Here is a 20,168-nt window from a genome sequence, read left to right on the forward strand (position 1 = left end):
TGCCGGGCCGGTCAGGCGAACAGACGGCGCCAGGTCTCCGGCCCGGGGTAGCCGTCCGCCGCGCCGCCCCGCCAGCCCTGGGCGCGCTGGAAGGCCTCGACGGCGCGCCGGTCCGCCTCGCCCCAGTGCGGACCCGGACCGAGGGCGTAGAACCGGCCGAACCCCTTCTTCACCAGCTGGGCGCCGAGCCGGGTGATGTGGTCGTTGCTCTGGCCCGGCCGGAAGTAGTTCCGGCCCGGGTAGCCGGGGACCCCGTGCGAGGCGGGTCCGGCGGCCGGGGACGCGATGTCCCTGCCCCGGCCCGTGCTCAGCAGCTCCCAGGTGCGCCGGCCGGGGATCCCGTCGGCGTCCGCGCCGGTCCAGCCCTGGGCCCGCTGGAACGCCTGGGTGGCCCGCAGGTCCGCCGCGCCCCAGACCGGCCCCGGGCCCGTGGCGTAGAAGGAGGCTCCGCCCCGGGCGATCAGCATCTGGCCGAGCAGGGTGACGTACTTGTTGTCGGCGCCGGGGCCGAAGTAGGCCGCGCCCGGGTAGGCCACCACCGCCTTCCCGCCGGCCGCCGGCTCGGCGGCGGCCCCGGCCTTGGTCACGCCCTTGTAGCGGTAGGGGACGTACTTGCCGGCGTTGCTCCAGTACGGGTAGGGGGTGGCCTGGCGGCGGGTGCGCGGGGGCGTCTGCTCGTAGACCGTGTAGTAGGTGTGCGTGTGGTCCGTCCAGCCGCCGAAGATCACGACGTGGGAGCCCTTCTCGGGGTTGTCGGGGTTGTGGTAGAGCAGGATGTCGCCGGGTTGCAGCTCCTCCTTCTTGATCTTGACGCCGAACTGGCCGAGGCTGCCGGTCCACTCGTTGTTCGGCAGCCCCCAGGCCATGGAGACATAGCCCGAGCAGTCCTGCCGGTAGCCGTCGGACCAGAAGTCGTACATGCTGTACGGCACCTTGGCGGCCACCCAGATCTTGGCCCGGTTGATGATCTGGGTCCGGGTGGTGGCGGGGATCGGGACGGTGCCCGGCTCCGCGGGCTGGCCCGCCCGGCCGTGCAGGGGGGCCCTGGCGCCCTGCGGGGTGTCGGGTACGCCGTCGCCGGGCAGGGCCTGCCGGTGCGGGGAGTGTCCGGGGGTGAGGGCGGCGGCCGGCGCCACCGTGCCGAGCGCGGCGGACGCGGCGGCCACGACGACGACGCCGCGGGCCGTCGGACGGCCGCGGGTGGGCAGGAGGCGGGGGGTCGGCCTGCGCCCGTGGACGCAGCCGGGACAGTCACAGTCGCTCGCGGGGTCGATGTCCTCGAACAGCGGAGCGGTCATGCGATCTGCCTCACATTCGGGCGTGGTTTGTCCGCGAGTGTGCACGTTGATCAGTTTCCCAACTGGGTACGAAGCGCGCATTTTGACGGTCCGAATGATGTACGCGGCTCCCCTTGCGGCTGCCGCGCCATCTCCCGGTGGTCGGGAGCACCCCTGGAGGTCGGGTAGAGTTTTCTCCGTCAGCAGGCGCCGCTAGCTCAGTTGGTTAGAGCAGCTGACTCTTAATCAGCGGGTCCGGGGTTCGAGTCCCTGGCGGCGCACCGACCGGAAGGCCCCTCGCGAAAGCGGGGGGCCTTCCGCATGCCCTGTGCCCGCGGGCACTGTGCCGCATGCTCCCGCCGTATCCCCTCCGCCCGAATGGCCGGATACCCTCTGGCCATGGCAGCCCGGGACCTTCAGGAGCGGATCAAGAAGCTGATCGTGGACCAGCGGCTGCCCTCGGGTGCCCCGCTGCCCACCGAGCCCGAGCTGATGCGGCTCCTCGGGGCGAGCCGGAACTCGGTGCGGGAAGCCCTGAAGGCGCTCCAGGCGATGGGCATCGTGGAGATCCGGCACGGGTTCGGCACGTACGTCGGCTCGATGTCGTTCGCGCCGATGATCGAGGGGCTCGCCTTCCGTACCGTCGCCGGCCACTACCGCGGCGAGGACTCCCTGCTCCAGCTGCTGGAGCTGCGCGAGGCCGTCGAGACCGGGCTGGTGTCCCGGCTGGCCGGGCGGCTGCCGGAGGCGGACCTCGTCGAGCTGGAGGCGCTCGTGGAGCGCATGGAACGGGAGGCCGCCGAGGGGACCGGGCTCGGCGAGACCGACCGCGCCTTTCACGCCACCCTCTACCGGGGACTGGACAACGTGCTGCTCGGCGAGGTGCTGGAGGCGTTCTGGGACGCCTTCCACCGGGTGCATCGGGACCTGGTGGACGTGCCGCAGGATCCACGGGTCACCTGCCGGCAGCACCGGGAGATCCTGGACGCCGTGCGGTCCGGCGACTCCCTGCGGGCGGAGCGGGCCATAAGGGACCACTTCGGCAACATCCGCAGCCGGCTGACCCCACTGGCCGCGCCCCACCGGTGACCACCGCCCCCGACTCTCGACCGGCCGTCCCGGTGGGATCCGCCGGTTTCGGTGGGATCCGCCGGTTCCGAGGTGATCCGCCAGTTCCGATGGGATCCGCCCCGCCGGTGACCACCATCGCGGAAGCGCACCGGCCCACCCCGCAGGGCCCGCCCCACCGGTAGCCACCGCTCCGGACGCTCTAACCAGCCCACCCGACAGGATGCGCCCCACCGGGGACCACGGATCCGGAAGCCCAACGGCCCGCCCGGCAGCGTTCGCCCCACCGGGAACCACCATCCCGGGCGCCCAACCGACCCACCCGACGGCCCCACCGGTAGCCACCGCTCCGGACGCTCTAACCAGCCCACCCGACAGGATGCGCCCCACCGGGGACCACGGATCCGGAAGCCCAACGGCCCACCCGCCGGCATTCGCCCCACCGGGAACCACCATCCCGGACGCCCCACCAGCCCTCCCGACGGGATCCGCCCCGCCCGGAGCCGCCGTTCGGACGCTCAGCCGGTCGTGCCGGTGAGGTACGCCGAGACCACCACGTTCGCCGTGTAGCTGCGGCTGGCTCGGTCGAAGGAACCGCCGCAGGTGATCAGGCGGAGTTCCGCGCGGCCCGGCTTGCGAGGGCCGTAGGCCTGCCGGGCGTCGAAGTCGTCCCGGGGCAGCACGCGGACGTCGTCGACGGTGAACTCGGCGACCTTCCCGTCCGCGCGGAACACCCGGACCCGCTCGCCGGGCTTGGCGGCGCTGAGCCGGTAGAAGACGGCGGGCCGGGTCTCGGTGTCGACGTGCCCGACCAGCAGGGCCGCTCCGGCGGCACCGGGCTCAGGGCCGGCGCCGTACCAGCCGACCACGCCCGGCTGGTCGTAGGGCGGCGGGTCGACCGCGCCCCGCGCGTCCAGACCGCGGGCCACCACCGGTGCCTGGACGCCCAGGCGGGGGATGTCGACGCGCTGGGGCACCGCGCCGGTCAGGGGCCTCGCCGCGCGCGGCAGCCGGGCGGGGCCGGCGGCGCGGCCGAGGACGTCACCCGTGGTGAGGCCGTCCGTGCCCCACGGGACGTCGGTCACCGCGCGCCCCCATAGCCACAGCCCGAACAGCAGCAGCGTCCAGGCCAGGCCGGTGACGAACCGGCCGGTACCGGTGGTGCGCCCGTGGTCGTCGGACATGTCGGCGCTCAGCGGGGGGCGCGGCTCCGGCGGGCGCGCAGCCCGACGGCGACCGCGGCGGTCCCGGCGAGCGCCAGACCGGTGGCCGCCTGGACGGCGTCGGGGCCGGAGCCACTGGTGGCCACCGTGGCGAAGTGGGCGGTTCCGCCGCCGCCCGCGGGGACCGGGGCGATCGGCGAGGGGGACTGGGCGGGCAGCCGGATGGGCTCTTCCGGCCGGCCGGCGGCGGCGCCCGGGCGCGCGACCGTGATCATGCCGGTGAGCACGGTGCCTGCGCAGGTGACCTTCACCGGGTAGGTGCCCGGCTCCAGGGCGGACCGGACCCGGGTCTCGCCGCTCAGGCTGCCCTGGGCGCCGGTCAGCCGGGCGTCGGCGACGAAGGCGGACGAGGCGGCGGTGCCCTGCTCACCGGAGCAGCCGCCGACCCGCAGGGTGACGTCGTCGCCCGGCGCCGGGCTCGCCGGGGTCACGGTGACCGCGCCGCCGTCCGCCGCCTGGGCAGACGGGGCGACCGCGGCGACGGCGGCGAGGGCGACCGCGGGGATTGCCGTACAGAGCGTGAGGCGTAGTGAGCCCATCGTGAACCTCCAGTTATCAGGAGGCTCCCCCGCCCAGGGCGCCCCCGCATCCCCGGGAGGCACCGGATTGCTCCGAACGGGTGAGGCCGGTTCCGGCCGGGCTCAGACCAGGTCGACCAGGTCCGCGATGGAGTCGACCACCTCCGACGGGCGGAACGGGTAGCGGTCCACGTCGGTCGGCTGGGTCACGCCGCTGAGCACCAGGAACGTCCGCATCCCGGCCTCCAGGCCGGCGAGCACGTCGGTGTCCATGCGGTCGCCGATCATCGCCGAGGTCTCGGAGTGGGCGCCGATCGCGTTCAGCCCGGCCCGCATCATCAGCGGGTTGGGCTTGCCGACGAAGTACGGCTTCTTGCCGGTCGCGGCGGTGATCAGGGCGGCGACCGAGCCGGTGGCGGGCAGGTCGCCTTGGGTGGACGGGCCGACGTTGTCGGGGTTGGTGGCGATGAACCGGGCGCCGTCGTTGATCAGTCGGACGGCCTTGGTCAGGGCCTCGAAGGAGTAGGTGCGGGTCTCGCCGAGGATCACGAAGTCGGGGTCGTGGTCGGTGAGGATGTAGCCGATGTCGTGCAGCGCGGTGGTGAGACCGGCCTCGCCGATGACGTAGGCGCTGCCGGCGGGCCGCTGGTCGTTCAGGAACTGGGCGGTGGCGAGGGCCGACGTCCAGATGTTCTCCACCGGGACGTCCAGACCCATCCGGCGCAGCCGGGCGTGCAGGTCACGGGCGGTGTAGATGGAGTTGTTGGTGAGCACCAGGAAGGGCCGGCCGGACTCGCGCAGCTTCTTCAGGAAGGCGTCGGCCCCGGGGATCGGGACACCCTCGTGGATCAGGACGCCGTCCATGTCGGTGAGCCATGACTCTATGGGCTTGCGGTCTGCCATGCTGTGCGTCTCCTGGCGTACGTACGGTCGAGAAACGGGGGCGCCGGAACCACGGCGTACCGACGGCCCCCAGCCTAGTCAGGACCGGCCGATCCTGACCCCGTCGATCACCGTGTACCCACTGGTCAGCTAGCGGTGACGGGCTTCCGGGCCGCGCCGCGCGGCGGCGACGTACGTGCTCTCCAGGCCGACCCGCTCGTCGTCGGCGAGCGGCACGCGCTCCAGGTGCCAGACCGGCTCGCCCCGGGGCGCCCGGTCTCGGCGGGGCGTCCGGCAGGGGAACCGGTCGAGGGTGACGCGGGTACGGCCGGGCGTGCGCCCCTGCCGACGCCCGCCCTCGATTTGGCCGGCGAGGGACAGCGCTGGGCCAGTTCGGGCCCGGCGGCAAGGCAAGGCCCCCCGGGGGGAGGACGCCGCCCTCCCGCAGTTCCTCCAGCAACGCGGCGGTGGCCCGGGTCAGCGGCGGCCGCGGGCCACCAGGTGCGCGGTGGTACCCACGGCGACCAGCGCGGCGACGGCCGTGAGCAGGCCGTGGGCGAGTCCCGGGCCGGTGCGGGCCAGCTCGCGCGCCCGCTCTCCGGCCGCCCGGTCTCGGCCGGGAGGGTGTCCGGGCAGGGGAACCGGTCGAGGGTGACGCGGGTACGGCCGGGCGTGCGCCCCTGCCGACGCCCGCCCCGGTGTGGCCGGCGGGGAACAGCGCTGGGCCAGTTCGGGCCCGGCGACATGGCAAGGCCCCCCCGGCCCCGATGCCGCAGCCGCCCGCCCCTCCAGCGCCAGCTCCCGCACGGCCTGCCGTACGGTCTCGCGCGCCATGTCGTACCGCTCGGCGAGATCCCGCTCGGTGGGGAGGACGCCCCCCTCCCGCAGTTCCTCCAGCAACGCGGCGGTGGCCCGGGTCAGCGGCGGCCGCGGACCACCAGGTGCGCGGTGGTGCCCACGGCGACCAGTGCGGCGACGGCCGTGAGCAGGCCGTAGGCGAGTCCCGGGCCGGTGCGGGCCAGCTCGCGCGCCCGCTCTCCGGCCGCCTCGTCCTGGGCGAGGGGCAGCGAGGCGCCCGGGGCGTCGGTACCCGAAGCGCCGGACGTCGGCGAGGCAGCGGACGGTGTGCTGCCGCCGGACGGGGCGGCCGGCAGGCCCTCGGCCGCCTGCGCGTCCGCGGTCGCCTGCGGGTCCGCGGTCGCCTGCGCGTCCGCGGTCGCCCGCACCCCCTCCGACGGCTCCGCGGAGCCCTCCTGCGCGGCCTCCTGGGCGTCCTCCAGGGAACCCTCCGGGACGTCCTCCACTTCCTCGCCGATCCCGAAGCGGTAGGCGTTGGACTGTCCGACCCAGTCGCCGTCCTGGCCGCGCCGCTGCACGACGGCCGCGTTGGCGGTGACCTGGTCGGATTCGGTGTCGGAGGTGAGCGCGAGCCGGACCCGGACGCTGACGGTCCGGCCGGGCGGCACGGTGAACCCGGCGAAGCCGGCGCCGTCCAGCACCCCGACCAGCTCCTGCTCGTCGGTGCTCTCGAAGGTCACCGGCCGGGCCCGGGGGCCGTCGTAGAAGTCGAGCTGGGGCTGCCCCGGCCGCAGGGCGCGCTTGTCGTCGACGAGGACCACGACCGGGTGGATGTCGGCGCAGGTCCGGCCGGTGGTGTTGGTGAGGTCGATGTACCAGGTTCCGTATCCGCCGCCGGCCTCGTAGGACGTGGGGCCGCCCCGGATCCGGGTGGCCAGCGGGAAGGACCGCGCGTCGGCGGCGACGCACGAGGGGGTCGTTTCGGCGGACGCGGCATGCGCCGACGCGGGGACGACGGCGGGGACGACGACGGCGGCGGCTGCGGTGAGGCAGAGGGACAGGGACGTACACAGTCGCATGAACACATGACCATGCCGGGTGGGGCGGGGGACCGCCCGCGCCACTCCGGTGGCGGCGACGAAGTCCGCTCGGTCAGCGCAGCGGGGCCGCCCCGGACAGCCCCAGTCCCCACCGGGATCGGCTCCGGTGGAGGCGCTGACCGGCGGTCCGGTGCGAGCGGAACGCCAGGGCTGAGCGGGGGGGCGGCACGGGGCTGAGCGGGGCGTCCGGCGGAAGGCTGAGCAGAGCACCGGTGCAGGACGAGCGAAGCGCTGGCACAGGGCGAAGGAAGCGACCGGCACGGGGCCGGGCGGAGCGACAACGCAGGGCGAACGGAGCACCGGATCGGGACGAGCTGAGGGCCGGGCCCGGACTGGGCGGAGGGCCCGCGCAACCTGAGCGGGGCGTCCGGCACACGGCGAGTTGAGCACCCGGCGCACGGCGGAGCTGAAGTCGGCACACGGCGAACTGGGCACCCGGCACACCGCGGAGCTGAGCATCGGCGCAGGGCCGTGCGCAGCCCTCCTCAGGCGTCCCCCCGTCCGAACAGCGGCGCCAGCAGCAACTGGGCGGCGCCCTCGGCCACGATCCGCTCCCCGCGCGGAGCGACCCGTACCGGAACCGCGTCCCCGCCCGCACCCTCCCGCCGGGCCAGGGCCCCCAGCACCTCTCCGACCCCGCTCACGTAGGCCTCAGGCGCCCCGGAGACCGTCCTGCCTCCCAGCAGCACCACGTCGATGTCCAGCAGCCCCACCAGGTTGCCGGCCGCCACCCCCAGCACCCGCGCCGCCTCGGCCACCTCGCCACGCCCCACGGCCCCGAGGCACAGCACCTCCACACACCCCCGGTTGCCGCACTCGCACAGCGGCCCGTCCAGTTGGATCACCTGGTGGCCGAACTCCCCGGCCCCGGTCCGCGCCCCGCGGTGCACGCTCCCGTCGATCACCAGCCCGGCCCCCAGCCCGGTACCGAGGTGCAGGTAGGCGAAGGACCGGCCCGCCGCGCCCTCCTCGCCCCCGACCGCCAGCCCGAGCGCCGCCGCGTTGGTGTCCTTGTCCACCACCACCGGCACCCCGAGCCGCTCCGCGAGCGCGTCCCGCAGCGGAAACCCGTCCCACTCGGGAAACCCGGTGACCCGGTGCAGCACGCCGTTCACATGGTCCAACGGCCCCGGCAGCGCGACCCCCACGCCCAACAGGGAGCCCACACCGGCAAGCCCGGCACCACTGGCACCCGTAGCACCGGCACCGACACCGGTACCGGCGCCGGCCTCAGCACCGCCGCCACCCCCCAGCCCCCCGACAACCTCCCGAACCGCCCCGCACACCGCCCCCAGCACGGCCTCGGCCCCCGCGCCCAGGTCCAGCTCCCCGCGCCGCTCCCCCACCACGGCCCCGTCCAGGTCGACCAGCACCACCCGCAGCTCGTCGCGGTCCAGATGCACCCCGACCGCGTGGCCCGCCTCGGGTACCAGCCGCAGTACGGTCCTCGGCTTGCCCCCGGTCGACGCCCGGCGCCCGGCCTCCGCCGCGAGCCCCTGGGCCCGCAGCCGCGCGGTGATCTTGCTGACGGCCTGCGGGGTCAGCCCGGTGCGCTCCGCCAGCTCCAGCCGGCTGATGCCCTCGGCCCCGGCGTCCCGCAGCAGCCCCAGCACCAACGCGGTGTTGTGACTGCGCAGGGCCCCCAGGTTCGCGCCCGCGGCCCCGCCGTTCGCCGACCCCGGCGCCGTCGCCGTCCTCACCCGATTCACACCCCCATTGTCCTCGCCGCTTGCACTTCCGCAACAGCGTTGCCAAAGTGGGAGGCATGACTGCTACCCCCCTCCGCGTCGGTCTGATCGGCTACGGCCTCGCCGGCTCGGTCTTCCACGCCCCGCTGATCGCCGCCACCGAGGGCCTCGCCCTGGACACCGTGGTCACCTCCCACCCGGAGCGGCAGCAGCAGGCCCGCGCCGAGTTCCCGGACGTGCGGATCGCCGCCACCGCCGAAGAGCTGCTCGACCGCGCGGACGAGCTGGACCTGATCGTCGTCGCCTCCCCGAACAAGACCCACGTCCCGCTGGCCACGGCCGCCCTCAAGGCGGGCCTGCCGGTGGTCGTGGACAAGCCGGTCGCCGGCACCGCGGCCGAGGCCCGCGAGCTGGCCGCCCTCGCCGAGGAGCGCGGCCTGCTCCTCTCCGTCTTCCAGAACCGCCGCTGGGACAACGACTTCCTGACCCTCCGGCGGCTCCTCGCCGACGGTGAACTCGGCGACGCCTGGCGCTTCGAGTCCCGCTTCGAGCGCTGGCGCCCGCAGCTCAAGGGCGGCTGGCGCGAGTCCGGCGACCCCGCAGAGATCGGAGGTCTGCTCTACGACCTCGGCAGCCACGTCGTCGACCAGGCCCTGGTCCTCTTCGGACCGGTCACCGAGGTCTACGCCGAGTCGGACGTCCGCCGCCCCGGCGCCGAGGCCGATGACGACACCTTCATCGCGCTCACCCACGCGAGCGGCGTCCGCTCCCACCTCTACGTCTCGGCGACGACCGCCCAGCTCGGCCCCCGCTTCCGGGTGCTCGGCTCCCGTGCGGGCTACGTCAAGTACGGCCTGGACCCCCAGGAAGCGGCCCTGCGCGAGGGCAGCCGCCCCGGCACCACCCCCGACTGGGGCGCCGAGGACGAGTCCCTGTGGGGCCGGATCGGCTCCGGGGAGTCCCCGCTGACCGGTGGCGGCACCCCGGTGCCGACCCTCCCCGGCGACTACCCCGCGTACTACGCGGCCGTCGCCGCCGCCCTGCGCGGCGCCGGCGCCAACCCGGTGACCGCCCTGGAGGCGGCCGCCGCGCTCGACGTACTGGAAGCGGCCCGCAGGTCCGCCCGCGACAAGGTGACGGTGACCCTCTGATGCAGCACCAGCAGATCACCCCGAGGACGACGCCCGAACTCACGCCGAGCCTGGAGGAGCTTCAGGCCCAGGAACGCCGGCTGGTCTTCCGGCAGTTCACCCACGACGACGCCTGGGCGCTCGGCTCCCTCCTGGTGGAGCTGGCCCGGGAGCGCCAGGCGCCGGTCGCCATCGACATCCACCGCGCCGGCCAGCAGCTCTTCCATGCCGCGCTGCCGGGCTCCGCTCCGGACAACGACGCCTGGATCGCCCGCAAGCGCCGGGTCGTGGAGCGCTACGGCTCCGCCTCCTACCTGGTCGGCGCCCGCTTCCGCGCCAAGGGCACGACGTTCGAGGAGTCCTCCCGTCTCGACCCGGACGTCTACGCGGCGCACGGCGGCTCCTTCCCGATCACGGTCGAGGGCGTGGGTGTGATCGGCGCGGTGACCGTCTCGGGGCTGCCCCAGCTCCAGGACCACCGGTTCGTGGTCGAGGCGCTGGAGGAGTTCCTGGGCCGTTCGGCCGACTGAGCGAACGGCGGGAATCCCGCCGGGACGCCCTCCGGTTGGCAGGGAGAGAGGCCGTGGGATCACGGCGCGGACCACCACCGGAGGGCTCACATCCGATGACCGCTTCACTGAAGGAGACCGTCGGGCGCCACGGCGTCTGGAGCGTCGAGCTGCGCTCGGAGGACCCGGCCCGGCGCGGGGAACTGGACGAGGCCGCGGCCGAACTGGAGGAGCTCGGGTACGGCGCCGTCTGGCTGGGCGGCAGCAGCACCGTCGACCACGCGGCCCCGCTCGTCGGCGCGACGCGACGCGTCGTCGTCGGCACCAGTATCCAGAGCGTGTGGCAGCGGGACGCCGCGACGACGGCGGCCGGCTTCGCCGAGGTGGAGGCGGCGCATCCGGGCCGCTTCGCGCTGGGTCTCGGCGTGAGCCACGGCCCGCTGGTGAAGGACTACCGCCGCCCGTACGCGGCCATGGTCGGCTACCTCGACGAGCTGGACGCGGCGGGCGTGCCCGCCGACCGCCGTGTGCTCGCCGCGCTGGGCCCGAAGATGCTGGAGCTGTCCGGGGACCGCGCGGCCGGCGCGATCCCCTACCTGGTCACGCCCGAGCACACCGCGCAGGCCCGGGAGATCCTGGGCGACGGGCCGCTGCTGGCACCGGAGTTCAAGGTCGTGCTGGAGGCCGACCCGGCCCGTGCCCGGGAGACGGCCCGCGCCTACCTGGCCCGCTACCTGCAGTTCCCCAACTACACCCGCAACTTCCTCCGCCTGGGCTTCACCGAGGCGGACATCGCGGACGGCGGCAGCGACCGCCTCGTCGACGCGGTCTTCGCCTGGGGCGACGAGACCCGGATCCGCGAGCGCGTCACCGCCTTCCACGAGGCGGGCGCGGACCACGTGGCCCTCCAGGTGGTACGGGCGGACGCGGGCGACTCCCTGCCGAGGAAGGAATGGCGCACCCTCGCCGCACTGCTGGCGTGAGCCGACCGGCGTCGGGAGCGCGGGGCCGTGTTCGACGTACGGCCCCGCCGCGCGGGCGCGACCGGCCCGAACCTCCCGCGTCCGGCGACGGATCCGGGGCTTCCCGGCGCTCCCGTCCCGGTGCTGCCGGCGCTCCCGGCGGAGCGTCTACGCGTTCTTCAGCTCCTGCCGCTGCCGCCCGAGCCCCGCGATCTCCAGCTCCACCACGTCCCCGCCGCGGAGGTACGGCTTGGGCTCGGGCCGTCCCATGGCCACCCCCGCCGGGGTCCCCGTGTTGATGACGTCGCCGGGGTACAGCGTCATGAACCGGCTGAGGTAGCGCACGACCTCGCCCACCGGGAAGATCTGCTCGGCCGTCGTGCCGTCCTGCTTCAACTCCCCGTTCACCCACAGTTTCAGCGACAGCCGCTGCGGGTCCGGGACCTCGTCGGCCGTCACCAGCCACGGCCCGAGCGGGTTGAACGTCTCGCAGTTCTTGCCCTTGTCCCAGGTCCCGCCCCGCTCGATCTGGAACTCCCGCTCGGAGACGTCGTGCGCGACCGCGTATCCGGCGACGTGCGCGAGCGCCTCCTCGGCCGAGTCCAGGTAGCGGGCCGTACGGCCGATGACGACCGCGAGTTCGACCTCCCAGTCGGTCTTCGTCGAGTCCCGAGGCACCAGCACGGTGTCGTTCGGCCCGACGACGGTGTCCGGCGCCTTCATGAACACCACCGGCTCGGCGGGCGGTTCGGCCCCGGTCTCGCGGGCGTGGTCGTGATAGTTGAGCCCGATGCACACGATCTTGCCGATGCGGCCGAGCGGGGGCCCGATCCGCAGACCGGTGGCGTCCAGCGCGGGCAGCTCACCGGCCTCGGCGGCGGCCCGGACCCGGCCGAGCGCGGTGTCGTCGGCGAGGAGCGCGCCGTCGATGTCGTCCACGAGGCCCGACAGGTCCCGCAGGGTCCCGTCGGCATCGAGCAGTGCGGGGCGCTCCGCCCCCGCCGTACCGACTCGCAGCAGCTTCATGGTCACCATCTCCCTCGATCGGCGGCGCCCGGCCGATGTGTGCAGCCATCGGAGGACTGGCCGATCCTCCAATCACGTCGTCCAGTCCACAAGACCCTGTTCACGTACTGGACCGTAACCAGGGGCAGAAGGAGCAACCTTTACCGATCAGCGGGACAACAGGGACTGTTCCGCCGCGCTCCAGGCCGTGCTGGTGACGACGTACAGCGCGGCGGCGAGCGGGACGACCGCCACGGTGACGAGCGTGAAGAAGGACAGGAACGGTGCGACGCGGTTGACGGCGCCGAGCCCGGGCACCTCGCCGCCGGTGCCGGCGGGTGCCGGCTGCTCGGCCATCGTCCGTCTGGCGCGCCGGTAGTTAACCGTGGCGACGGCCGCGACGACGGCGAAGAGGCCGCAGTAGACCAGTCCGGCCGGGCCGAACGCCCCGCCGTCCGCCAGCGCGTCGGCCCAGTGGCCGCCGAGCGGGGCCGCGAGCAGCCGGTGGCCGAGCAGGCCGTTGGCCTCGCCGCCGATCGTGGTGCTGGAGAAGAGGTGGTAGAGGAGGAAGAACGCGGGGAGCTGGAGCAGGCTGGGCAGGCAGCCGGAGAGCGGTGAGACCTTCTCCTCGGCGTGCAGGTCCAGGACCGCCCGCTGGAGGCGCTGCGGGTCCTTGGCGTGCTTCTCGCGCAGCGCGGCGATTCTCGGCTGGAGCGCGGCGCGGGCGCGGCGGCCACGGGCGGCGGCCCGGGACAGCGGGTGGACGAGGAACCGTACGAGCGCGGTGAACAGGACGATCGCGGCGGCTGCCGCGGAGGCGTGGAAGAGCGGGGCCAGCAGGTCGGCCAGGTGCTCGACCAGACGCGCGAAAACGGACATGGGTGAGCCCTCCGGGGTCTCGTCGTGCCGGGAGTGACCGGGAGCGGACGGTCATGAGGGACCGGGAGCACCTGGTCAGGAGGACCGGGAGGAGCCGGTCCTGGAGGGAGATCGGCAGGACGACCCGCGCGGGGTCACGCGCTGACGTGTGTGCGGACGTGCCCTACGCGGCGGTCGCCGGACCGGTGAGTCCGGGAGCTCTGGGCCGCCGCCGGCCGGGCGCGTCGGGATCGCGCTGGGGCAGGAAGGCCGTACGGCGGGCCCGGTCGCGTATCGCCGTGCGGACGCGCGTCGGCGGTACGGCGGGCACGCCGCGCGCGGCCAGCAGGGCGCAGGCGGCGAGCGTGGCGGCCGCGGTGGCGGTCGCGGCGAGGGCGACGGCGGTGGTGAGGCCGCCGGTGCCGAGCAGCGCGGCCTGGAGCAGCAGGAGCTGCGCGAGGATCAGCAGGAGGGCGAGGGGGCGCGCGGCGCCGACACGGCCGGACATCAGCACTCCCCCCTTAGCACCACTCGTCTTCTTCGCACCGCTCGTCAGCGTGCCGGTTGCAGCGGCTCCGTCTCCAGGGGCTCCAGCAGCCGCTTGGGCCGCAGCAGCGCCCTGCTGACCGGATCCGCCGGCGCGGAGTCGAGTTCCGGCCCCGGCACCATGACAACGTCCGCGACCGGCACGAGAGTTCCGCACGCCGCGCACTTTCCGTACGGCTCGACGTCCCCGCCGCAGTCCGCGTGCCGGAAGGACCGCAGCCGGTGCGCGTCGACATGCTCGCGCCCCCAGTGGCCGAGGGCGCGCAGTACGGGCCACAGGGCGGCGCCGCGCTCGGTGACGACGTACTCGTCCCGGGGCGGGCTCTCCTGGTACCGGCGCTTTTCGAGGATCCCCTCCTCGGTGAGCGTGCGGAGCCGGGCCGAGAGGACGGCGCGGGGGATCCCGAGGTGGACGAGGAAGTCGTTGTAGCGGCGGACGCCGTAGATCGCGTCGCGGACGACGAGCAGCGTCCACCGCTCGCCGACGACCTCCAGCGCGCGGGCGATCGAGCACTCCTGCGTCACATAGTCCTTGCCCAGTGCCATGTCCTCCACTGTAACCACTGGCCGGACATTGGTTCAGCGAACGAACCGACAGTGCTACGGTGGCGAGCACGAGGTTGGTTCAATGACCGAACCAACTACGGACGACCCACATGCCGAACCCCACGGCCAGACCCCGGCGGACAGGACCGGGGCCCGGAAGACAGGACACAGGACAGGCCATGACCCGGCTCGACTCCGCCACCTCCCCCGCCTCACTACGCCGGAGCACACCCCGGGACGCCCCCGCGCGCCCCCGCGCCACCCTCGCCCTGACCAGCGCCGCCACCGCCGTGGCCCTCATGACGTACACGGCCCCGATGGTCACGCTGCCGGACACCGCGGCCGCCCTGCACACCCCGCTGTCCGCCCAGGCCTGGCTGCTCAACGGCGCCCCCCTCGGCCTCGCCGCCCTCCTCCTGGTGGCCGGCAGCCTCGCCGACGACTACGGCCGCCGCCGGATCTTCCTCGCCGGCACCCTGGCCCTCGGCCTCACCACCGCCCTCGGCGCCTTCACCACGTCGACCTGGCAGTTCACCCTGGCCCGCGTCGCCCAGGGCGCGGCCAGCGCGGCCCTGCTGGCCAGCTCCCTCGGCCTGATCGTGCACGCCTTCCCCAGCCCGCGCGGCCGGCTGCACGCCACCGGGGTGTGGGGCGCCTTCGTCAGCGGCGGCATCGCCGCGGGCCCGCTGCTCACGGGCGCGCTCCCCGACTGGCGGGTGGCCTACGGCGTCCTGGGCGCCGCCGCCCTCGTCGTGGCCGCGCTCGGCACCCGGGCGCTGACCGAGTCGCGCGCCCCGCGCGGCGGCCGGCCGGACGCCCTCGGTGCGCTCACCTTCGGCCTGGCGCTGGTGGCCCTGGTCGCGGCCCTGACGCTGGGCCGGGACGGCTGGCTGCGCGCGCCGGTCGGGCTGCTGTTCGCGGCGGCCGTCGTCCTGGTCGCCGTGTTCGTCGCCGTGGAGCGCCGGACCGGTACCCCGATGATCGACCTCGGACTGCTGCGGCACGCCCGTTTCCTGGCCTCCTCGGCGGGCGGCCTGTTCACCGGCCTGGCCGTGATCGGCCTGTTCAGCTTCCTGCCGGCGCTGCTCCAGCAGTCGCTCGGGCTCTCCCCGCTGGCCACGGCCGGACTGTTCCTGCTCTGGTCCGGCCTGAGCTTCGTCGTCGCCCTCCAGGTCAAGCACCTGGCCGGCCGCGTCACCGCCCGCACCCAGCTCGCCCTGGGCTTCGTCCTGCACACCATCGCCATGGTCACGATGCTCGGCGCCATCGGCTCCGGCTCCTGGACCCGGCTGCTGCCCGGCCTGATCGTCGGCGGCATCGGCAGCGGCCTGCTCAACGGCGCGCTGCCGCTGCTCGCCGTCGATTCGGTGCCGCCGCAGCGGGCCGCGATGGGCTCCGGCGCGCAGCAGACCTTCCGCTACATCGGCTCCTGCGCCGGCGTGGCCCTGACCATCGCCATCGCCACGTCGGGCGGCAGCCTGGCCCGGGGCACGAACATCGCCCTGCTGGTGTCGGCGGGGCTGGCGGTGGCGGGCGCGGTGAGCGTGCTGGCGCTGCGGGAGCGGGCGTGAGCAGTGCGGGCATGACCGGACGTGCCCAGGCGCGGACGGGTGCGCGTCGGGCCCGGCTCACCTGGGCCGCATCGACACCAGCTTCCCCCAGACCACCAGCCGGTACCGGGAGGTGAACTCCGGGGTGCAGGTGGTCAGGGTGATGTAGCGGCCCGGCTCGACGTACCCGTACCCCGGCCGCACGAGCGAGCGCGGGACGGGCCGGACGACCGCCGCGTCCACGGGCGACGTGCGCGGCAGGATCCGGTCGACGTCGTACGTGTACGTCGCCGTCCGCGTCTCCACCTCGATGGCGTCCCCGCGCCGCAGCCGGGGCAGATGCCGGAAGGGCTCGCCGTGCGTGTTCCGGTGCCCGGCGAGCGCGAAGTTCCCGGCCCGGCCCGGCTGCGCGGTCCCGGGATAGTGGCCGACGTACCCCTTGTTCAGTACGTCCGCCTTGCTCACGCCCTCGGCGACGGGGACGCGCAGGCCCAGCCGGGGGACGGTGAGCACGGCGTACGCCTGGGACCGCCGGGGCAGGGCTGCGGGGGTGGACGGGCGCCGAGGGGCACGAGAGGCGCCGGGATCCCCGGTTCGCGCGGCGGAGGGCACGCCGGAACCGCCGGGAGAGCCGCCGGCGCCGTCCACCGTGGCGCCGGCCGCGCTCGTCGTACCGTCGTCGCCGGCCGTCGTACCGCCGCGCCACTCCCGCTCCAGCGCCGCCACCTTCCGCTCGGCGCCACGCCGGGCCTCCCGGTTGGTCCACCACATCTGGTGCGCGACCAGCAGCAGGAGGACCAGCCCGGCCGTCACGAGCACCTCGCCCCCGCTCCACAGCACCCGCCTGCGCCGGGCGCGCCGGCGCCGATCGCTGTGCCGTACGACCCGCACGCCCGCCGCAGCCCGCATCCGCGCCCACCTCCACCGGAGCCGCCCGCACGATAGGCGCACCGCCTCCAACTGGCCAGTGACACAAGGGCGGTGGTCCGGAGGCAGGCTTCTTCAACGGGTTTGAGAAAGGGCCGTCACAACCCTCGACAACGCCGTCCGGCACCCCCGATGCTTCCTGTGGCATGCCGGGGGGACGAGTCGGCACCGCTCCCAGGAACGCGGTGCCGGAGCCGCACGGAGAGGCAGCGAACGACCCATGATCCGACGCAGAACTCTGCTGGCCGCCGCGGGCGGCGGCCTCCTCGGCAGCGCGCTGGCCACGGGCACGGCCCGGGCGGACGCGACGATCGCCGTGAACCCGTCCACGACGTACGGCACCTGGGAGGGCTGGGGCACCTCCCTGGCCTGGTGGGCGAACGTCTTCGGCGCGCGGGACGACTTCGCCGACATCTTCTTCACCACCACGAACACCACGTACAACGGCACGTCCCTGCCCGGCCTGGGCCTGAACATCGCCCGCTACAACCTGGGCGCGTGCAGCTGGAACAGCGTGAACGGCGCGTCGATGGCCGTCTCCCCGAACATCCCCTCCTTCAAGCAGATCGAGGGCTACTGGCAGGACTGGACGAACGAGGACCCGGCGTCCGCCGCCTGGAAGTGGACGGCGGACGCCACCCAGCGGGCCATGCTGGTGAAGGCGGCCCAGCGCGGCGCGATCACCGAACTCTTCGCCAACTCCCCCATGTGGTGGATGTGTTCCAACCACAACCCGTCCGGCGCGGCCGACGGCGGCGACAACCTCCAGTCCTGGAACCACCGCCAGCACGCCTCCCACCTCGCCGCGGTCGCCCTGTACGCGAAGCAGCACTGGGGCGTGGACTTCGCCACGGTGGAGGCCTTCAACGAGCCCTCCTCGTCCTGGTGGACGGCGACCGGAACGCAGGAGGGCTGCCACATCGACGCGGGCGTGCAGGCGGCCGTACTGCCGTACCTGCGCAGCGAGTTGGACAAGCGCGGCCTGACGGGCACGCGGATCTCCGCATCGGACGAGACGAGCTACGACCTTGCCCGCACCACCTGGAACTCCTTCTCGGCCACGACGAAGGGCTACGTCGACCGGGTCAACGTCCACGGCTACCAGGGCTCTGGAGGCCGCCGCGACCTCCTCTACACGGACGTCGTCACCACGGCCGGCAAGGCCCTGTGGAACTCCGAGACCGGCGACGGCGACGCCACCGGCCTGACGATGGCGAGCAACCTCCTCTACGACTTCCGCTGGTTGCACCCCACCGCCTGGGTGTACTGGCAGGTGATGGACCCGAGCGCGGGCTGGGCGACGATCGCCTACGACCCGGGCACGCTCCAGCCGGGCGCGGTGCAGACGAAGTACTACGTCCTGGCCCAGTTCACCCGCCACATCCGCCCCGGCATGACGATCCTGGACACCGGCGTGAGCTATGCGGTGGCGGCCCTGGACCGGCCGGCGAAACGCCTGGTGATCGTCGCCGCGAACACCTCCTCCTCCGCCCAGACCCTGACCTTCGACCTCTCCCGCTTCACCGCCGTGACCGGCGGCTCGGGCGGCCTGGTCCCCCGCTGGAACACGGTCACCACGGGGGGCGACCGGTACACGGCCCGCTCGGACACCCGCCTGAACGGCACATCGGTGGCCGTCCCCTTCGCGGCGAAGTCGGTGCAGACGCTCCAGGTCGACGGTGTCACCGTGTGACGGGACTCGTCATCGCAGCGGCAGGGCGTCCTGGTAGCCGTTCGCCGGCCGCGGGACCCTCGTGACCGTGCGGGCGTCCAGCGCGACCGCCGCGGAGCCGGTGCCGAGCCGCCCGCCGGGGTGCCAGGTCCCCGTGACCGTCACCCATGTGTCGGCGGGCAGCTCGGGGCCGCCGTGGATCCGCACCTTGACCGACTGGGCGTCCGCGGCGCAGCAGTTGAGGATGATCCGGGTCAGCTCCCAGCCGCCGCGCGTGCCGGAGAGGGGCGTGACGAACCCGGTCATCCGGATCGTGCGCCCCTTGATGGCCTGCCCGCGGTCCTCCCGCACCCGGCTGGTGAAGTCGGAGAGGGTCATGGGCAGGGGCGAGGTGGCGGGCAGCGGCTCGAAGTCGCTGTCATGGGTGACGGCCTTCGCCGGCTGCCGGGCGGCGGTGTAGGCGCCGAGGGCGGGTGGGGCGTAGAGCAGCAGGCTGAGGGCGGGCAGGAGCAGCAGCCAGGAGACACGGGGCAGGCCCGAGTGGTCGTGCCCGTGACCGGTGCCGGCGTCGCCTCTGTCGAGGGCGGCGCTCGCGATCCCCAGCAGGAGCAGGACGGCCCCGGAGGCGATGAGCGGGAGCCGCATGCCCTCCTTGACGTAGCGCAGGCAGAGGTCGGTGAAGAGGGAGACGTGCAGCAGCCCGAGCCCGCAGAGGACGAGCAGCCCCGCCTGGAGCGACCGTTTCACAGACCCTCCCCCAGCCCCTCTCGCGTACCGGCTCACAGCAGCACCCCTCCGATCAGCGCGCTGCACGTGACGGCGACGACGACGGTCGCGGCGGAGAACCTGACCGCGAAGGCCCGCCCGAAGGTCCCCGCCTGGAGGGCGATGAGCTTCAGGTCGACCATGGGCCCGACCACCATGAACGCCAGCCGCGCGACCGGCGGGAACCCGGTCAGCGAGGCGGCCAGGAAGGCGTCGGCCTCGGAGCACACCGCGAGCAGCACGGCGAGCCCGGCCAGGAAGAGCACGGACAGCCAGGGCGCGGCGGCGAAGGTGTCGAGCACGGAACGCGGGACGGCCACGTTGAAGGTGGCCGCGGCCATGGCGCCGAGCACCAGGAACCCGCCGGCGTGCAGGAAGTCGTGCTGGAACCCGCGCCGGAACTCGTCCCACCGGCTGTGCCCGTGCTGGTGCCCGGTGTGCCGTACGACGGGCCTGAGCCACTCGGCCCGCCCGAACCGGAGCCACAGCCAGCCCATGACGACGGCGGTGGCGAGGGAGGCGAGCAGCCGGGCGAGCACCATGGCGGGGTTGCCGGGGAACGCGATGGCGGTGGCGGTGAGCACGACGGGGTTGATGGCGGGCGCGGAGAGCAGGAACGCGAAGGCGGCGGCCGGGTTCACCCCGCGGCCGATGAGACTGCCGGCGACCGGCACGGAAGCGCACTCGCACCCCGGCAGCACGACCCCCGCGACCCCGGCCACCGGTACGGCCAGCGCGGGCCGCCGGGGCAGGATCCTGTTGAACACGCCGTCCGGCACGAAGGCGTTGATCGCGCCGGACAGGGCCGTGCCGAGCAGCAGGAAGGGCAGGGCCTGCACGGTGACGGCCAGGCACACGGTCCGCCAGGCCTGCACGGCCGGGGCGTCGCCCCAGCGCCCGATGAGGAAGAGGAGGGTGCCGGGCACGACGGCGGCCCCGAGGAGCAGGACCGGCCAGTGCCGGGGCGGCGCGGGGGTGTCAGCCCCCTCCCCGACGCCGGCCGGACGATCGTCCTCGACCAGCACTCCCGCCTTCTGCATGCCGACTCCGCGTGTAGACGTCGGGACAGAAGATATCCAGACGTGCGTACCGGCGGGGCGGCCCCCTCCTCGGCAGCCCTCCGCGCCTCACTTTTGTCGCGTCC

The 20,168-nt window shown here is 74.3% G+C and carries 20 protein-coding genes, 1 tRNA gene and 1 pseudogene; 7 read left to right on the forward strand and 15 right to left on the reverse strand.

Features of this window, described 5'->3' with window-relative positions; translation table 11 throughout:
* Window positions 1–11: 11 nt before the first annotated feature.
* The gene (locus tag OO52_RS14625; protein WP_030650949.1) at window positions 12–1,298 is read right to left on the reverse strand and encodes a peptidoglycan-binding protein; all 1,287 of its coding nucleotides are present in this window, start codon (window positions 1,296–1,298) and stop codon (window positions 12–14) included.
* 186 nt (window positions 1,299–1,484) lie between these two features.
* Between OO52_RS14625 and OO52_RS14630 the strand changes: the two genes are divergently transcribed.
* Both OO52_RS14630 and OO52_RS14635 read left to right on the forward strand, forming a co-directional pair.
* A tRNA-Lys gene (locus OO52_RS14630) sits at window positions 1,485–1,558 on the forward strand.
* A gap of 118 nt (window positions 1,559–1,676) precedes the next feature.
* The gene (locus OO52_RS14635) at window positions 1,677–2,366 is read left to right on the forward strand and encodes a FadR/GntR family transcriptional regulator (RefSeq protein ID WP_030650952.1); all 690 of its coding nucleotides are present in this window, start codon (window positions 1,677–1,679) and stop codon (window positions 2,364–2,366) included.
* 497 nt (window positions 2,367–2,863) lie between these two features.
* Here the strand turns inward: OO52_RS14635 and OO52_RS14640 are convergent, their stop codons facing one another.
* The 7 genes and pseudogenes from OO52_RS14640 to OO52_RS14665 form a co-directional block, all read right to left on the reverse strand.
* The gene (locus tag OO52_RS14640) at window positions 2,864–3,529 is read right to left on the reverse strand and encodes a class F sortase (RefSeq protein WP_030650956.1); all 666 of its coding nucleotides are present in this window, start codon (window positions 3,527–3,529) and stop codon (window positions 2,864–2,866) included.
* A gap of 8 nt (window positions 3,530–3,537) precedes the next feature.
* Window positions 3,538–4,107, reverse strand: coding sequence for a membrane protein (locus tag OO52_RS14645; RefSeq protein ID WP_030650959.1), 570 nt, complete (start codon window positions 4,105–4,107; stop codon window positions 3,538–3,540).
* A 102-nt stretch (window positions 4,108–4,209) separates the two neighbouring features.
* Window positions 4,210–4,989, reverse strand: a complete 780-nt coding sequence (locus OO52_RS14650; protein WP_030650961.1) for an HAD-IIA family hydrolase — start codon at window positions 4,987–4,989, stop codon at window positions 4,210–4,212.
* A 156-nt stretch (window positions 4,990–5,145) separates the two neighbouring features.
* Window positions 5,146–5,408, reverse strand: a pseudogene (locus tag OO52_RS52640) (GntR family transcriptional regulator); the annotation flags it as partial.
* 37 nt (window positions 5,409–5,445) lie between these two features.
* Window positions 5,446–5,868: a GntR family transcriptional regulator gene (locus OO52_RS14655; RefSeq protein WP_051818743.1), complete on the reverse strand. Its 423-nt coding sequence runs from the start codon at window positions 5,866–5,868 to the stop codon at window positions 5,446–5,448.
* Window positions 5,869–5,885: 17 nt separating this feature from the next.
* Window positions 5,886–6,851: a hypothetical protein gene (locus OO52_RS14660; protein WP_030650964.1), complete on the reverse strand. Its 966-nt coding sequence runs from the start codon at window positions 6,849–6,851 to the stop codon at window positions 5,886–5,888.
* Window positions 6,852–7,351: 500 nt separating this feature from the next.
* Window positions 7,352–8,575: an ROK family transcriptional regulator gene (locus OO52_RS14665; RefSeq protein ID WP_030650967.1), complete on the reverse strand. Its 1,224-nt coding sequence runs from the start codon at window positions 8,573–8,575 to the stop codon at window positions 7,352–7,354.
* 56 nt (window positions 8,576–8,631) lie between these two features.
* Between OO52_RS14665 and OO52_RS14670 the strand changes: the two genes are divergently transcribed.
* The 3 genes from OO52_RS14670 to OO52_RS14680 all read left to right on the forward strand — a co-directional run bounded on the left by OO52_RS14670 (window position 8,632) and on the right by OO52_RS14680 (window position 11,176).
* On the forward strand, window positions 8,632–9,705 hold the full coding sequence (locus tag OO52_RS14670; RefSeq protein WP_030650969.1) for a Gfo/Idh/MocA family protein: 1,074 nt from the start codon (window positions 8,632–8,634) through the stop codon (window positions 9,703–9,705).
* Window positions 9,705–10,214 (forward strand): heme-degrading domain-containing protein, encoded by a 510-nt coding sequence (locus OO52_RS14675; protein WP_030650971.1) that lies wholly within the window; start codon window positions 9,705–9,707, stop codon window positions 10,212–10,214. Before OO52_RS14670 ends, OO52_RS14675 begins: the two co-directional genes overlap by 1 nt.
* A 95-nt stretch (window positions 10,215–10,309) precedes the next feature.
* Window positions 10,310–11,176 carry an LLM class F420-dependent oxidoreductase gene (locus OO52_RS14680; RefSeq protein ID WP_030650973.1) on the forward strand — a complete coding sequence of 289 codons (867 nt, stop codon included), beginning with the start codon at window positions 10,310–10,312 and terminating at the stop codon, window positions 11,174–11,176.
* Window positions 11,177–11,323: 147 nt separating this feature from the next.
* On the opposite strand, the gene OO52_RS14685 is transcribed toward OO52_RS14680, so the two are convergent.
* From OO52_RS14685 to OO52_RS14700, 4 genes are all read right to left on the reverse strand, one after another.
* Window positions 11,324–12,181, reverse strand: coding sequence for a fumarylacetoacetate hydrolase family protein (locus tag OO52_RS14685; RefSeq protein ID WP_030650975.1), 858 nt, complete (start codon window positions 12,179–12,181; stop codon window positions 11,324–11,326).
* 147 nt (window positions 12,182–12,328) lie between these two features.
* The gene (locus OO52_RS14690) at window positions 12,329–13,039 is read right to left on the reverse strand and encodes a YidC/Oxa1 family membrane protein insertase (protein WP_030650976.1); all 711 of its coding nucleotides are present in this window, start codon (window positions 13,037–13,039) and stop codon (window positions 12,329–12,331) included.
* A gap of 163 nt (window positions 13,040–13,202) precedes the next feature.
* Window positions 13,203–13,526, reverse strand: coding sequence for a DUF6412 domain-containing protein (locus OO52_RS14695; protein ID WP_030650978.1), 324 nt, complete (start codon window positions 13,524–13,526; stop codon window positions 13,203–13,205).
* Window positions 13,527–13,570: 44 nt separating this feature from the next.
* Window positions 13,571–14,110 carry a winged helix-turn-helix transcriptional regulator gene (locus tag OO52_RS14700; RefSeq protein ID WP_031024790.1) on the reverse strand — a complete coding sequence of 180 codons (540 nt, stop codon included), beginning with the start codon at window positions 14,108–14,110 and terminating at the stop codon, window positions 13,571–13,573.
* 179 nt (window positions 14,111–14,289) lie between these two features.
* Here OO52_RS14700 and OO52_RS14705 point away from each other — a divergent pair, with 179 nt between their 5' ends.
* Window positions 14,290–15,681: an MFS transporter gene (locus OO52_RS14705; RefSeq protein WP_030650982.1), complete on the forward strand. Its 1,392-nt coding sequence runs from the start codon at window positions 14,290–14,292 to the stop codon at window positions 15,679–15,681.
* A gap of 57 nt (window positions 15,682–15,738) precedes the next feature.
* Here OO52_RS14705 and OO52_RS14710 read toward each other — a convergent pair whose 3' ends face one another.
* On the reverse strand, window positions 15,739–16,569 hold the full coding sequence (locus OO52_RS14710) for a class E sortase (protein ID WP_030650985.1): 831 nt from the start codon (window positions 16,567–16,569) through the stop codon (window positions 15,739–15,741).
* Window positions 16,570–16,807: 238 nt separating this feature from the next.
* Between OO52_RS14710 and OO52_RS14715 the strand changes: the two genes are divergently transcribed.
* Window positions 16,808–18,280: a beta-1,6-galactanase gene (locus OO52_RS14715; RefSeq protein WP_030650988.1), complete on the forward strand. Its 1,473-nt coding sequence runs from the start codon at window positions 16,808–16,810 to the stop codon at window positions 18,278–18,280.
* A gap of 9 nt (window positions 18,281–18,289) precedes the next feature.
* Here OO52_RS14715 and OO52_RS14720 read toward each other — a convergent pair whose 3' ends face one another.
* Both OO52_RS14720 and OO52_RS14725 read right to left on the reverse strand, forming a co-directional pair.
* Window positions 18,290–19,006 carry a TIGR03943 family putative permease subunit gene (locus OO52_RS14720; RefSeq protein WP_030650991.1) on the reverse strand — a complete coding sequence of 239 codons (717 nt, stop codon included), beginning with the start codon at window positions 19,004–19,006 and terminating at the stop codon, window positions 18,290–18,292.
* A gap of 32 nt (window positions 19,007–19,038) precedes the next feature.
* Window positions 19,039–20,064 (reverse strand): permease, encoded by a 1,026-nt coding sequence (locus OO52_RS14725; protein ID WP_030650994.1) that lies wholly within the window; start codon window positions 20,062–20,064, stop codon window positions 19,039–19,041.
* Window positions 20,065–20,168 lie beyond the last annotated feature (104 nt).

This window comes from Streptomyces flaveolus (assembly GCF_000716535.1).
In the GTDB taxonomy this organism is placed as follows: domain Bacteria; phylum Actinomycetota; class Actinomycetes; order Streptomycetales; family Streptomycetaceae; genus Streptomyces; species Streptomyces flaveolus_A.